Source organism: Streptomyces sp. NPDC033165 (assembly GCF_055577965.1).
Genome location: NZ_JBVIPK010000006.1, coordinates 95,812 through 109,700 on the forward strand (window position 1 = coordinate 95,812; position 13,889 = coordinate 109,700).

Annotated in this window: 10 protein-coding genes; 3 read left to right on the forward strand and 7 right to left on the reverse strand. The window is 69.6% G+C overall.

What is annotated here, in order from left to right:
- Positions 1–395 precede the first annotated feature (395 nt).
- From ACZ5WC_RS16400 to ACZ5WC_RS16415, 4 genes are all read right to left on the reverse strand, one after another.
- The gene (locus ACZ5WC_RS16400; protein WP_468541423.1) at positions 396–1,691 is read right to left on the reverse strand and encodes a glycosyltransferase; all 1,296 of its coding nucleotides are present in this window, start codon (positions 1,689–1,691) and stop codon (positions 396–398) included.
- Entirely contained in the window at positions 1,688–3,829 is a 2,142-nt protein-coding gene (locus ACZ5WC_RS16405) for a peptidase domain-containing ABC transporter (protein WP_468541424.1), read from the reverse strand. Before ACZ5WC_RS16405 ends, ACZ5WC_RS16400 begins: the two co-directional genes overlap by 4 nt.
- 116 nt (positions 3,830–3,945) lie before the next feature.
- A complete protein-coding gene (locus ACZ5WC_RS16410; RefSeq protein ID WP_468541425.1) occupies positions 3,946–4,137 on the reverse strand; it encodes a hypothetical protein in 192 nt (63 codons plus the stop codon).
- A 553-nt stretch (positions 4,138–4,690) separates the two neighbouring features.
- Positions 4,691–5,419: a siderophore-interacting protein gene (locus ACZ5WC_RS16415; protein ID WP_468541426.1), complete on the reverse strand. Its 729-nt coding sequence runs from the start codon at positions 5,417–5,419 to the stop codon at positions 4,691–4,693.
- A gap of 124 nt (positions 5,420–5,543) precedes the next feature.
- Between ACZ5WC_RS16415 and ACZ5WC_RS16420 the strand changes: the two genes are divergently transcribed.
- Positions 5,544–8,354 (forward strand): GNAT family N-acetyltransferase, encoded by a 2,811-nt coding sequence (locus ACZ5WC_RS16420; RefSeq protein WP_468541427.1) that lies wholly within the window; start codon positions 5,544–5,546, stop codon positions 8,352–8,354.
- A gap of 49 nt (positions 8,355–8,403) precedes the next feature.
- Here the strand turns inward: ACZ5WC_RS16420 and ACZ5WC_RS16425 are convergent, their stop codons facing one another.
- Both ACZ5WC_RS16425 and ACZ5WC_RS16430 read right to left on the reverse strand, forming a co-directional pair.
- Complete coding sequence (locus tag ACZ5WC_RS16425; RefSeq protein ID WP_468541428.1) at positions 8,404–8,877, reverse strand: sel1 repeat family protein; 474 nt, start codon at positions 8,875–8,877, stop codon at positions 8,404–8,406.
- Positions 8,878–8,983: 106 nt separating this feature from the next.
- Entirely contained in the window at positions 8,984–10,429 is a 1,446-nt protein-coding gene (locus tag ACZ5WC_RS16430; RefSeq protein ID WP_468541429.1) for a CehA/McbA family metallohydrolase, read from the reverse strand.
- A gap of 160 nt (positions 10,430–10,589) precedes the next feature.
- Here ACZ5WC_RS16430 and ACZ5WC_RS16435 point away from each other — a divergent pair, with 160 nt between their 5' ends.
- Positions 10,590–11,435, forward strand: coding sequence for an LLM class F420-dependent oxidoreductase (locus ACZ5WC_RS16435; RefSeq protein ID WP_468541681.1), 846 nt, complete (start codon positions 10,590–10,592; stop codon positions 11,433–11,435).
- Between the two features lie 148 nt (positions 11,436–11,583).
- Positions 11,584–13,068, forward strand: coding sequence for a peptidoglycan D,D-transpeptidase FtsI family protein (locus ACZ5WC_RS16440; RefSeq protein ID WP_468541430.1), 1,485 nt, complete (start codon positions 11,584–11,586; stop codon positions 13,066–13,068).
- A gap of 92 nt (positions 13,069–13,160) precedes the next feature.
- Here the strand turns inward: ACZ5WC_RS16440 and ACZ5WC_RS16445 are convergent, their stop codons facing one another.
- The gene (locus ACZ5WC_RS16445; protein ID WP_468541682.1) at positions 13,161–13,880 is read right to left on the reverse strand and encodes an HAD family hydrolase; all 720 of its coding nucleotides are present in this window, start codon (positions 13,878–13,880) and stop codon (positions 13,161–13,163) included.
- Positions 13,881–13,889 lie beyond the last annotated feature (9 nt).

A 13,889-nucleotide genomic window follows, 5' to 3' on the forward strand; every position in this document is an offset into this window, starting at 1 on the left:
GGTGTTCCCTCCGGCTGCCCTGACCGGACCGGCCGGGGAGCGCCGAAACGGCCCGCCGAGGAAACGACGGGCCGTCACGAGGCGGCGGGGCTAGCCTTCTCCATCGTGCATCTCGCGGGTCTCTGTCCGCCCCGGTACCTCAACCTGCCTCCACGGGCGTTGGGTGCCCGTTACGAAGGGGGCGGCCCGGTACACGTCCCGCCGCCAGATCGTGGCCCCTTCTCCGTAGCCGGGGAGCGCATCGACGGCTTCTTCCAGGCTGTCGAAAATGTACTCCTTGCCTTTGGCCGTTCGGATCTTCCACTCAGGCATCGGCATACCTGCGAGGCCGATTCCGGACATAGTCTCTCTCCCATCATTCGGATCATTCTTCCGGCCGTTGCTGCGAACGTTTCTCAGGTTGCGGTGAGTGCCGCGAGGGCCCTATCCATCGAGTCTCGCACCGAATCTCCGCACCCGAATGACCGGGCCTGGTCGTAGTAGGCCACACCCGCCGCGTAATCGCCTGACGAGAGCGACACCAGGGCTTGGAGCTCTCGAATCTTCCCCAGCGCCATAGCTGCATCGGGGGTCGCCGAATCTGCTACCTCCTCCAGCCTGGAAGGGATGCGGTTCAGCACAGTCATGGCGCTCCCGAAATCCACCACCGCGGTGTAGTAGGCAGCCTCCACCGGGCGTCCCAGGCTGGACAGGGACGAGGCGTGGAGAGCTATTTCCTCACGCCCTCCGAAGCGGAGCGCCAGGTCACAGAGGAGGATAGTGGCGTCGATCAGCTGATCTGCTTCGTAGTCGCGGATCCCAGGCCGTCCGTACCACGGCAGAGACGAGCGAAGGTGGTCATACGCTGCCTTTGCGTCTTCCGGGGAGCGTGCGGCCGGCAGCAGAACGTCCCGGGTTTCGTAGTGGACCCATTTGGGGTTCTGCGGTTCCGCCGTGCGGCATGACCCGATCATCGTCTTCGACCGTACGGCCTTCTCTTTGGCCGTCACCACCTCAGGCAGATACCCGGTGTGCTCCATCCCGAAGTCCAGCTCGATCCAGGGAGGGCTAGTCCCGTCCCGGAAGTAGGGACGCTCATGGATGTCTCCCATGAAGCGGAACGGAGAGCTCTTGCGGAATATCTTGCGTGTGTTCGTTGCCACATCACCGCTACCGCGGTCGGCCAGCCAAGGGGACACGAGGAAGTCCTGCCCGGGGAGCAGGAAGTCCAGCACCCGTAGGGCTGGGCGAAGTGCTCCCCGGTCCGCCGTACGGATGTACTCATCGGCGTCGATGAAGAATAGCCAGCCATCGTCGACCAGGGTGAGGGCGTGGTTCCGTTGCTCGGAAAAGCTGTCGGTCCATGAGCGGGACGCGATCGTCACCGGTTCGGGGAACGAGCGCGCGATCTCCAGAGTGCCGTCCGTGGACCCCGAGTCCAGGACCACGATGCCGGTGCAGTCCCGTACCGCGGAACTGACGCACCGCCCGATGGAAACCTCCTCGTTCATGGTGAGAACGAGCCCGGTGACCAGAGGGTTTGACTCAGCGCACTCGTAAGCGGCGACCAGCGACATGTAGTCACCGTTCCAGACGTCGAGCCCGCTCAGTGCGTTGTCGACCGCGACGACTCGGCCCAGATCCATCGAGAGGCGGGACGGTGAGGGGCCGCACTCGGAGGCCGCGGCTGTCAGCACGTCGTGCAGTTTCATACTCGGCTCCCGACTGTGTGGGCCGCGCCCGTCGCGACGGTCCCTCGCCCGGCCGGGTCGAGACACAGTGCCGAGTCGGTGTCGAACGCATGGTTGTGGGAAACGGAGACCAGCGTCTTTCCCAGCATCGAGAGGTTCTCCCATATCTTCTGCGCTGTGTTCGGGTCTATGCCGCTCATTGACTCGTCAAGAAGCAGCACGGGGGCGCCGTTGAGGACGGACCGGGCGATCGCCATGCGCTGGTGCTCGCCATGTGACATGGCCGATCTGTCTTCTCGGAGCAGGGTGTCGAGGCCAGAGGGCAACCGCTGGACGACAGTGTCGAAGCAAGCTGTCCGGCAGGCCTCCCACACCTCGTCCTCCGAGAAATCACGATCCAGTCGTAGATTTTCCAGCAAGGTCCCTGATATCACCATGGGTGTATCGGGAACATAGAGGACCGTATTCCTGACCTTGCGTTCCGGTATCTCCGTCAGCTCGGTTCCGCCGAGCATGATTGTTCCGGAGTAGTCCGAGTAAAATCCGGCGATGATTTTGAGCAGCGTACTCTTTCCCGTTCCGTTCGCCCCGTGCACCGAGACCCGGGATCCTGATTCCATCGTAAAGGCCAGGGAGTTGATGCAGGGCAGGGATCGCTGAGGGTGCGTGTAGGTCAGGGCGCGTGCCACTATGTCGTCGTGGCTTTTCGGTGGGGCATCGGACGGAGGTTCTTCGAGAGAAAATCTGGCGTCTTCCTCCTGCAAGATTACGTCCCGGTACCGTCCGAGGGCGGCGGATGTGCTCTGGACCAGCACTTGTAGTTCGGCGATGCTCTGGATCGATGCCAGAAAATAGCCTGCCATCGTGTAGAAGGCGAATACCTCTCCAAGAGAAACGGCTCCTGACCTCAACTGAATCAGTCCCACCCACGCGGCTGCGATCGAGAACGCACCGACCAAGGCGTTCCGTGCGACCGAGCTGCCGTTGTGCAGGTTCCCGAGCCGGCACTGGGAAGAGATCCGACGGTCCAGAGCAGCGGCCAGTCTCTCCGAGACCATGGGCCTCAAGGAGTACGAAACCACACTGTCGAAACTGGACAGAAGGTTCACGGCGGCGGCCTTGAGGGTGGAGTCGTGTTGGAGCGATTCCTCCGCCGCCTCACGGATCGACTTGAAGGAAATGAAGGCGATGAGTGCACTGGCCCCGGCTGCCACGACGAGCATGGAGAACATGAGCACGTTCATCGTCGCCAGATAGGCTCCCACTACGAAGATGACGCCGAGGTCCACACAGACGCCGATGGTGGCCCCGGTCGCCAGCGCCTGAATCTGCTGAATATCGTCCAGCCTGCTCACGAGATCGCCGATTCGGCGGGTGTTGAAGAACCGGACGGGTAGACCGACGAGCTTGCTGATGTATGAGGATGACAGTTCTTTCTGTATGCGCTGTCCGAGCGCGACGACCAGGCGTCCCTGCACGAATTGGAGCAGGCTGCCGAAGAGGGTGACGCATATGAAGCCCAGAGCGAACAGCGTCAGCGGTCGTCCTGATTCCTCGCCCAGGTATCTGTCCACTGCGAACTGCAGGAAGAGGGATGTCGAGATAGCTATCACCGCGACGAGCACAGAAAGGCCAGAAACGGCAACTATCCGGGATCGGTAGGCAGAGATCAGCCCGAAGAGGGAGCTCGCCCTCGGTGAATTATTACGCCGTCGGTTCGCTGGCGCGGAAGGGACCTCAGTGAGGAGCACCTTGCCGGTGAATTCTGTGCCAAAGTCTGAGACTGAGACGGTGTACATGTTGGAGAACGAAGGGTCGCTCACCAGGAGCTTCCCGGTCCGGTCCATTCCGTGGATCACCACGAAGTGGTCAGTGAATTCACGTTCCAGATGTGCTACGGCGGGGCCCGTGACCTCCAGTGCATCCGCCAATTTCGTGGGGGGAATCTCATAGGATGCGGCAGGGACTCCATACGATGCGAGGCCTTCACGCAGCCTCAGCAGGCTGCAGCCTGCCTGCCCGAGACCCACCGAATCGCGCAAGGTCGGTATGTCTATGGATATGCCGTGCCTCTTGAGCACCATCCATGCGGCGGCAGGACCACAATCGGTCTCCCCTTCTTGCTGCATGTGGTACTTCCGGGTCTTTTTCGTCAGCATTGCTACCTCCTGTGGGGCGAGGCCGCGGGTTGCGGTGCCTCCCCTGCCACCCGTGCAACCCGCGCCTCGCCCAGGGGAGGAATGTGTGGCCTCCGGAGCGTTTCAGCCTGGGTGGGCTACTTCTTCTTGCAGTACTTGTTGTAGAGGTTGACGTAGTTCTGATGGCCGGCGGACAGCCAGGCCCCACCAGTTGCGATCATGAAGGCCCACTGGGTGCACTGCGCCTTGGTAGCGCCACCCATAACGTTCTCCTCCTGCTCGGGCGACAGGTCGACGAAGCCCATTTCTCGGATGTCGGTAAGGCTCATCTTCATCTCCTTGCTCTCGTGCGATGGCCCGCTGGTGAGCGGGTCGGAAAATGAAGTTACAAGATCTGCGACCTCCCGCAAAAAGGCCCGCCGGTTCCGCTTTGCCCCTAATTTACTTTCCTTTTAAACAATTTCTGTGCAGTGATTTTGAAGGTTGAGGCTGCGTCAAGTCGACTTCCTGTGGGTCGATCGGCAGCCGGTTCTCTGGCCGAGTGTCGCCAAGGTCGTTGATTGTGGGCGGACTTCATGCGCCCGGAAGTTTCCTGATTCAGCTAGTCCCGGAATTCGAGGTGAGGTTGATGCGCCGTCATTGTTCGGCGTCCGGATCACTTCGGAATTCAGTGCCGATCCGGTCCGGGTTCAAGTGGAGGTGAATTGGCTGATGGGGGGAATGTCACGGAACCCGTGGGGGTGATTGTGTATCCGGCCGAACGTTCTGAGTCGACGTGATCGCACGGGGTTCGGTTGCCTCTCCGCGCGGCGTGAACGGAAGAGACCTCAGTCCTGGTGGTCGAGGACTGAGGTCTCCGGTGCGGTGTTCTTCGGCGAGGGGCTACGGCCGCCAGTAGCCCAGCGCGTTCACCCGGTCCTTGGGCAGGCCCAGCTCCTTGCGGAGGTATGCCGACAGGGTCCGGGTGGTCGACGTGTCGCAGGCGACCCAGACGTACGCGTCCGAGTGGTCCTCGCCCAGCAGTCCCGGCAGGGCGGCCTTCACCTCGGAGACCAGATGCGCGCCCGCCTCGCGGCGCTCCACGTGGTGCAGGGTGTGGTGGGCCTCGTCGAGGCGGAACGGCAGTTTCCGGTCGTCCTCGTCCGAGGTCTCGAACCAGATGGTCGCCGGGGTGCCCGGGATCGCGTCCAGCAGTGAGTTGATCGCGGGCAGCGCGGCCGGGTCGCCGATCACGAAGAGCCGGGAGGGCGCCGGGTCGGGCAGGGTGAAGCCGGTGCCCTGGAGCGTCGCGTCGATCGTGTCGCCGGGCCGGGCGGCCCGCGCCCAGTCGCAGGCGGGGCCCTCGTGGAGGGCGAATTCGAGGCTGAAAGTCCCGGCCTCGGGGTCCGGGTCGACCAGGGTGTAGGCGCGCTGGTGCGGCTTGCCGGCCTGCTCGAACCAGAGCCGCACCCACATCGTCGGATGCGCGCCGCCGGTCGCCGCGAGCAGCCCGCCGTCGCTCAAGTGCACCCGGCGGAAGCGGTCGGTGACCTGCTCCGCGCCGGTCACCGTGAACGTGAAGTCACGCCCCCGGAGCAGTTTGAGAACGACGCCTTCCCAGCCATGTCCCACGGTGTCTCCTGCCTCGCCCTGGCGCCCCGGCCCACTGCCAAAGAGTCGCTTTAGGTTAGGCTAACCTAAATCTTGAGGGCTGGGGAGTGGCTGAAAACCACCGGAGCAGGGGATGGGCAGAGCGATGACCGCTGGCACCGGCAGCGAGAGACCCGACGCCGGACCGGACCGGGGTGCCGGTGGCCGCTTCGAGGTGTTCCGGGATGACTGGGGGATACCCCACCTGCGGGCCGCCGACGCCCTCGGCCTGGCCCGCGCCCAGGGTCACAACGCCGCCCTGGACCGGGCCTGGCAGCTGGAGACCGAGCGCCACCGGGTACTCGGCACGACCGCCGCGTACCTCGGCGCGGAGGCCCTCGACTGGGACCGGTTCGTCCGGCGGGCCCGGCTCGCCGACACCGCCCGCCGCTGCTACGAGGGGCTCGCGCCCGAGACCGCCGCCTGGGTGGGCGCGTACGTCGACGGAGTCAACGAGGGTCTCGCCGAAGGGGCCGCCCTGGCCCCCGAGTTCGCCGCGGCCCCGCTCGCCCCCGGCCGCTGGGAGCCCTGGACCCCGCTCGGCGTCTGGCTTTCCACGCACATCCTGTTCGCGGGGTTCCCCACCAAACTCTGGCGCGAAGAGGTCGCCCGCCGGCTCGGCGAGGACCACATGACCCTCTTCGCCACCGACGGCCCCGGCACCGCGGGCAGCAACGGCTGGCTCCTCACCGGCGACCGCACCACCACCGGCGCCCCCCTCGTCGCGGGCGACCCGCACCGCTTCATCGAGGCCCCGGGCGTCTACCAGCAGATCCGGCTCGCCTGCCCCGAGTTCGACGTCGTCGGCCTCGCGGTCCCGGGTATCCCCGGTATCGCCCACTTCGGACACACGGGGGGCGTCGCCTGGGCGATCACCAACGCCATGGCGGACTACCAGGACCTGTACCGTGAGCGGTTGCGCCGCACTCCGGACGGCGGGGTGGAGGCGCTGGGCCCGGACGGCTGGTACCGGGCCCACGCCCACACGGAGACCATCGAGGTGGCCGGGGGAGAGCCGGAGACGGTCGAGGTGGTGGAGACGGACCGGGGGCCGGTGATCATCGGGGACGTGCACGACGCTCCGAGCCCCGACGCGCCCTTCATCAGCCTCCGCCACCCGCCCCGCGTCACCGGGGAGCTCGGCTTCGACGTGCTGCCCGCGCTGCTCCGCGCCCGTACGGTCGCCGACCTCGACGCCGCCCTCGACCGCTGGGTCGAGCCGGTCAACGTGGTCCTGGCCGCCGACACCGCCGGGGCCACCCTGCACCGGACCGCCGGACACGTCCCGGCGCGCCCGTACGCCAACCGGCTGCGCGTTGTTCCGGCCGAGGACCCCGCGTACGCCTGGCGCGGGGGCGAGACCGTCCCTCTGCCCCGCACCGAGGTCGACCCCGCCACCGGGATCGCCGTGATGGCCAACGAACGTGGCCTCGCCGCCCCGCTGGGCGTGGAGTTCGCGCCCCCGCACCGGGCCCGCCGGATACGGGAGCTGCTCGACGCGGACGCAGACCACTCGCCCGTCGGCATGGCCGCCGTCCACACCGACACCCACCTCGCCTCGGCCCGCCCGCTGCTGTCCCTGCTCGCCGGGGCCCCGGCCCTGGGCCCCGCCGCCGAACGCCTCCGGGACCGGCTGCTGCGCTGGGACCGCCACATGGACGCGGACAGCACCGACGCGACCCTCTACGCGCGGCTGCGCACGGACGTCGTCCACCGCCTGGCCGCCCACCCGGCCCTGAAGGCCCTCACGGCCGCGGACGATCCGTGGCGCTCGCCCGCGTACCCGCCGCTCTTCCGCCCCTGGCTCGCCGCAGTCCCCCGGATCGGCTACGCCCTGGAGACCCTGCTGACCGTGGGGTTCCTGCCGTACGAGGACCGGCTGGCGGTGGTCGCGGCCTCGGCCGAGGCGGTCGCGGCGGCGGCCGAGGAGGCCCCGCCCGGCCCGTGGGGCGAGCTGCACCGGCTGTCCCCCTGGCAGGCGCTCCCGGACGCGGTCCCCGACGAGGCCGCCCGGCCGGGGCTCGCGGGCGACCACGACTGCGTGCTGTCCACCTCCAGCGTGCCCGGCGTCACCGACCTGTTCGCCCGGGGCCCGGCCGCCCGTTACGTCTGGGACCTGGCCCGCCGCGAGGACAGCAGGTGGGTGGTGCCCTTCGGCGCGTCCGGCGTCCCCGGGTCCGCGCACCACCGCGACCAGACACCCCTGTGGGCACGGGGCGACCTCGCCCCGGTCGTCACCGACTGGAACCTGCTGCACCGCACGACACACTCCGAGACGCCCTGTCCCGAGGGCGCCGAGAACGACGAGGACAAGGCCCCCATGACCGTCACCGAACCCACCGCGCCCGCCCTCCGCCCGGCCGTGCACGAGCAGAAGGTCGAGGGCTTCGGCACCGTCCGCCTGGTTCCGGTCGACCCGGCGGCCGACGCCGACCTGCTGCACGGCTGGGTCACCCAGGAACGCGCCCGCTTCTGGGGCATGGCCGGTCACACCGCCGAACAGGTCCGGGAGATCTACGAGTACGTCGACTCGCTTTCCACCCACCACGCCTACCTGGCGCTGCGCGACGGCGTCCCGGCCGCGCTGTTCCAGACGTACGAACCGGACGCCGACCCGGTCGGCGAGTGCTACGACGTCCAGCCCGGGGACTTCGGTATCCACCTGCTGATCGCGCCCGCCGAGGGCGAGGGCGCGGTGAAGGGGTACACCGACGCCCTGCTCACCGCGTTCATCGGTTACGTCTTCAGTGACCCGGCCCACCTGCGGGTCGTCGTCGAGCCGGACGCCCGCAACGAGAAGGCGCTCGCCCGGATGGTCCGGGTCGGCTTCGAGCTGGGCCCGGAGATCCAGAAGCCGGAGAAGACGGCCCGGCTGGCGTTTCTGAGCCGGGCGGCGCTGGGCCTGCCCGAGGGGTGACCAGGGCCCGAGGGGTGACCAGGGGGAGATCCTGACGGACCGGGCCCGGCTACAGCGGGCTCGTCCCGTCCGGGTTCAGCTCGCCGCCCGCCCGGAAGAGCCGCCTGGCGACGGCGTGACCGCGCCCGGCGGCCATCCGGAACCACGGCTCCGCCGCCGCGAGGCCCTCGCGCGCCTCGACCAGCCGGCCCAGCTCCCACATCGACTCCACGTCACCGGCCTTCACGGCCTGCCGCAGCAGCCGCTCGGCCGTGTCGGGGCGTCCTTCGGCCCGTGCGGTCAGGGCGAGCGTCCGCAGCCCCCGTACCGCCCTCGCATCCCCGGCGGCGGCCGCCGCCGCGAGCTTCTGCGTGTCGACCGGGCGGCGGGAACGGTTCCGGAACAGCAGCAGGATCCCGAGCACCCACATGATCCAGCTCAGGCTGATCAGCGTGCCGTTGCCGGTGATCACTCCGGTCAGACTCAGCGCGCCGCCCGCGGGCAGCAGGAAGTACCCCAGCCCCAGCCCCGGCCCAGTCCCCATCGCAGCAGCTCCTCTCCACCGGCTTCCGGCCCGTACCCCGAACCGTTCCGCTGCCCATCGTCCCTTCCCCCTCCCTTCTCCTTCTCCCCCTTGGCCTTCCTGCTTCTCACCCCTGCGTACCGGCCTCCGCATCGAGGAAGACCGGGTTGGTGAGCGCCGCGAACGCGCCCGGCAGCCCCGGTACGGCCGGGGCGTGGCGGACCTCGGCCCGGACGTAGGCGGCGTGGGAGGGAGTCGTGCGCCACTCCACCACGCCCGCGCCCGACGCGGGCAGCGGGGTGGTCAGCAGGGTGCCCTGATCGGTGACCAGGTGCGCGGTGCAGCCGGGAGCCCCCGCCACCTCAAGTCGTACGGTGACGGGGGCGTCCGCCGCGGCCCGCAGCCGCTCGCCGATCCCCGCGTGCCCGCCCCGCCCGTCCGTCGCGCCGAAGGAGAGGGACAGGGCGGAGGACTCGGCGAGGTAGGAGCGCCCGGCCCGGATGCCCGCGAGGACCGCCCGCCGCGAGAGCGTCTCGGCCAGGACGACGGTCTGCGGGTGACCGACGAGGTCGGGCTCGCGGTGCGCGTCGCTGCCGCCCATCGCGGGAACCCACGGCCCGGGCCGGTGGCCGGTCCCGCGGTCCGTGCCCCGTACGGACGCCCCCAGCGCGTTGTCCCACTCCGCGAGGGCGATCTCGTCGTCCGGGGTCCAGGGCCCGTTCCACACCTCGACCGCGTCCGCGTCCGCGAGGCCGAACTTCCAGCGGCAGCCGATGCAGGGGGCGTGCGGGTGGGCGGGCACGACGAGCCCGCCGGCCCGGCGCACCTGCTCCGCACAGCGGCCGAAGCGCTGGTCGCGGGCCCGGTAGCGCCAGTCGACGAAGACGCCCGGGTCGGTGCCGACCGCCAGCACGTGCCCGTTGCGGGTGGTGATCTCCTCGCCGGTCAGGATCAGCAGGTCCTCACCCCACAGCCCCTCCCACGCGGCGTGTGCGGACACGGTGTTGTGCTCGCTGCTGTTGATGAAGTCGAGCCCGGCGGCCCGGGCGGCCGCGGCGACCTCGGCCGGGGTGCGGCGCCCGTCGGAGTGCACGGAGTGGAGATGGCAGTCGCCCCGGTACCAGGCGAGGCCGCGCCCCTCGGCCCGCTCGGGCGGGTACACCGGCACGGGGGTCGGGGCAGGCTCCCCGGACCGCAGGGTGACGGTGACCTCGTACGGAAGTCCCTCGGGCGCCACGGTGTAGGGGGCCAGCACGATGTGCCAGGTCCCCGCGCGTACCGGGCCGGGGAGGTAGCCGGGGGTCGCCGTGTCGCCCCGGACGAAGAACGAGGCGCGCGCCCCGCCGGACCAGCCGCGGAAGCCGCGCCCGCCGGGCCCGGTGCCGCGCTCGTCGAAGAGGCCGATGTCGAGCGCGTTTCCCTGGACGCCGGGCGGGACGGGCGGTCTGCCGTACGTGTACGAGACGGCGAACTCGGTGACCCCGCGCTCCACTTCGACGGGCAGATAGACGTAATCGGGTGATCCGGCGGGCAGCGTCCCGCGCAGGGTCCGGGTGCGTACGGATTCCGACATACGGGCCTTCCTGGGACTCGGATTTCGTTCTCGTACGGCATACCTTGGCCCTTCGCGCGCACGACGTGCTGAAGGCTGGACGACGGCTGACGGACAACCGACGGAAACCGGCGGAAACCCACGGACGACGGAGGTGTTCTCGATGACGGAGGTGTTCCCGATGCGGATCTCCACAACGATCTTCCTCACCGACGAGACGGTGACACCGGTCAGGCTCGCCCGCGAGCTGGAGCAGCGGGGGTTCGCCGGGCTGTACCTGCCCGAGCACACCCACATCCCGGTGAGCCGGAGCACGCCGTATCCGGCGGGCGGTGATCTCCCCCGCGAGTACGGCCGCACCCTGGACCCCTTCGTCGCCCTCGGCCAGGCCGCCGCGGTCACCGAACGCCTCGCGCTCGGCACCAGCATCACGCTGATCGCCCAGCACGACCCGATCGGCCTGGCCAAGCAGGTGGCTACCCTGGACCACCTCTCCGGCGGCCGGTTCACGCTCGGCATCGGCTACGGCTGGAACGTGGAGGAGGCCGCCGACCACGGGGTGCGGTGGTCGACCCGCCGGGACCTGGGCCGGGACCGGATGGCGCTGATGCGGGCCCTGTGGGCGGACGAACCGACGGCGTACGAGGGCGAGTTCGGGTCCGTACGGGCGAGCGAGGCGCACCCCAAGCCGGTCCAGCGGCCGCGCGGCCCGGTCAACGGCCCGCGCACCCTGATCGGCGGCGGAGCGGGACCGAAGCTGTTCGCGCACATCGCGGAGTACGCGGACGGCTGGCTGCCCATCGGCGGCCGGGGCCTCACCGAGTCCCTCCCGAAGCTGCGAGCGGTCTGGGAGGCGGCCGGGCGCGACCCGAAGGGCCTCCAGGTGGTGCCGCACGCGGTCCTGCCGAGCCCGGGGAAGCTCGCCCACTACGCGGATCTGGGGATCGAGGAGGTCGTGCTCCAGCTGCCCCCGGCCGACGAGCCGGAGGTGCTGCGGGCGCTGGACTCCTACGCCGCGTACCTGTAGGCCCGCGGGGGGCCCGTGCAACCGGGTACGGCCGCAGGGCATCCTTACTCTCCGGGGATCGCGAACGCGGGCCCGGTCCGCGGACGCGTACGAGCGCGTCCGTGCGCGTCCCGCGCCGGACCGGGTGCCCGCCCGAGTGGGGAGTGGAATGAACAGGCCGTTGCGGCACATAGCCATCTTCTGCGGGCTGCTGGTGCTGGCCCTGCTGCTGCGGGCGAACTGGCTCCAGCACGTGGACCGCGAGGAGCTGGCCCAGCACGAGAGGAACGCCCGGGTGCGGTTCGAGCGGTTCGCCTCCCCGCGCGGCGACATCATCGTCGGCGGCAAGGCGATCACCGGCTCGAAGGAGACCGGGAGCACGGACTACCAGTTCCGGCGGACCTTCAAGGACGGGCCGATGTACGCGCCCGTCACCGGTTACGCCTCCCAGGCCCAGGGCACCTCGCTGCTGGAGCGGACGTACGACAGCATCCTCAGCGGCCAGGACGACCGCTTCGCCTTCCGGCACGCCAAGGACGTCCTGATGGGGGAGCCCCGGCGCGGCGGCGACGTGATCACCACGATCGACGCGAAGGCGCAGAAGGCCGCCTACAAGGGGCTGACGGACCTGGGAGCCCGGGGCGCGGTCGTCGCCCTCGACCCGCGTACCGGCAAGGTCCTGTCCCTGGTGTCCACGCCCTCCTACGACCCCGGGGTCTTCGCCGGGATCTCGTTCAAGGAGAGCGACCGCTTCAAGGCGCTCCTCGACGACAAGAGCAAGCCGCTGGCCAACCGCCCGCTGCGCGAGACCTTCCCGCCCGGCTCCACCTTCAAGATCCTCACGGCGGCGGCCGCGCTGGAGCACGGCGTGGTCACGGACGTGGACGCCCGGACGGACGCGGTGTCGCCGTATCCGCTGCCGCTCTCCACGAACAAGATCGGCAGCGAGGCGGGGGACGCGGTCTGCGACAAGGCGTCCATGAAGACCGCCATGCAGCACTCCTGCAACAACGTCTTCCTCGACGCGGCCGCCGAGCTGGGCGAGGACCGGATGCGCGAGACCGCGGAGAAGTTCGGGTTCAACGAGGACGTCTACTCGGACGAGTTCGGCGACATGCTCGCCACGAAGAGCCTCTACCCCGAGAAGCTCGACAAGCCCGGCACGGCGCTCACCGGCATGGGCCAGGGCAGCCTGACGAGCACCCCGATGCAGATGGCGATGGTGACGGCGGCCCTCGCCAACGACGGCAAGCTGATGCAGCCCTACATCGTGGAGGAGCTGCGCGGCCCGGACCTCTCCACGCTGGAGAAGAACGAGCCGAAGGAGATGAGCCAGGCCGTCTCGGCGGAGACGGCGAAGAAGGTCCAGGAAATGATGGAGCACACGGCGAAGGAGGGCAGCGCCCAGCGCGCCCTGATCGACGGTGTGACGGTCGGCGGCAAGACGGGCACCGCCCAGCGCGGTGTGGACGTCCGCGACGAGGTCCCGTACGGCTGGTTCGTCAGCTACGGCAAGAAGGACGACGGCCGCTCGGTCGCGGTCGCCGTGTTCATCGACCCGACGGACATGGACATCTCCCGCTCCGACATCTCCGGCGGCCGCCTCGGCGCCCCGATCGCGAAGAGCGTGATGCAGGCGGTGCTGGGGGACTGAGCGCTGTCCCCGTCATCCCTGGCGGGCGCACGACGACAGCTACGCCAGGGCCTTTCGTTCGGATCGCGCCGGGCTCGGGGGCAGGCCCGTCCCTACCGGACCGACCGCAGCGCCCCCCGCCGCACCACCTTCGGCTTCTCGTCCGGCACCGCGTCGGGCGGCGCCGTCGGCCCGACCGAGTCCGTCAGCCCCACCAGCTCCGTCAGCGCGCCGATGCGGAAGTCCGCCGTCTCCACCACGTCCGGGTGGTCCGCCCACCAGTGCCCGTACGGCCCGCGCCGCAGATGGGCCGTCTGCAGGCCCGCCGCGGCTGCGGGAAACAGGTCCTCGGCCGGGTGGTCGCCCACGTACAGCGTCGCCTCCGGGGCCGCACCCGCCGCCTCCGTCACCCGCGCGAAGAACTCCGGGTCCGGCTTCCGCACACCCCACTCGGCCGAGGTGACCACCAGGTCGGCGGGCAGGTCCAGCGCCCGCAGCAGCTCTCCGGCGCGGGCCGTGCCGTTCCCCGCCACCACCACGCGGACGCCCGCGGCCCGCAGTTCGCCCAGCGCGGGCCGCACGTCCTGATAGAGGTCCGACTCGTCGAGGTGCTCGCCGCGTCCGGCGGCCACGCGGGCGGAGTAGGCCTCCTCGACGTCCATGCCGGGCCGCAGGACGAGCAGCGCGTCCGTGGCGTCGCGGCCCTGGGCGACGGCCGCGCCCACCAGCGCACTGAGCGTGTGCGGCGGTACGCCGAGCCAGTTGGCCCAGGACGCCCAGTGCCGGTCGTCGCGTACGAGGGTTTCGCCGATGTCGAGGACGATCGTTTCCATCACCGTTCC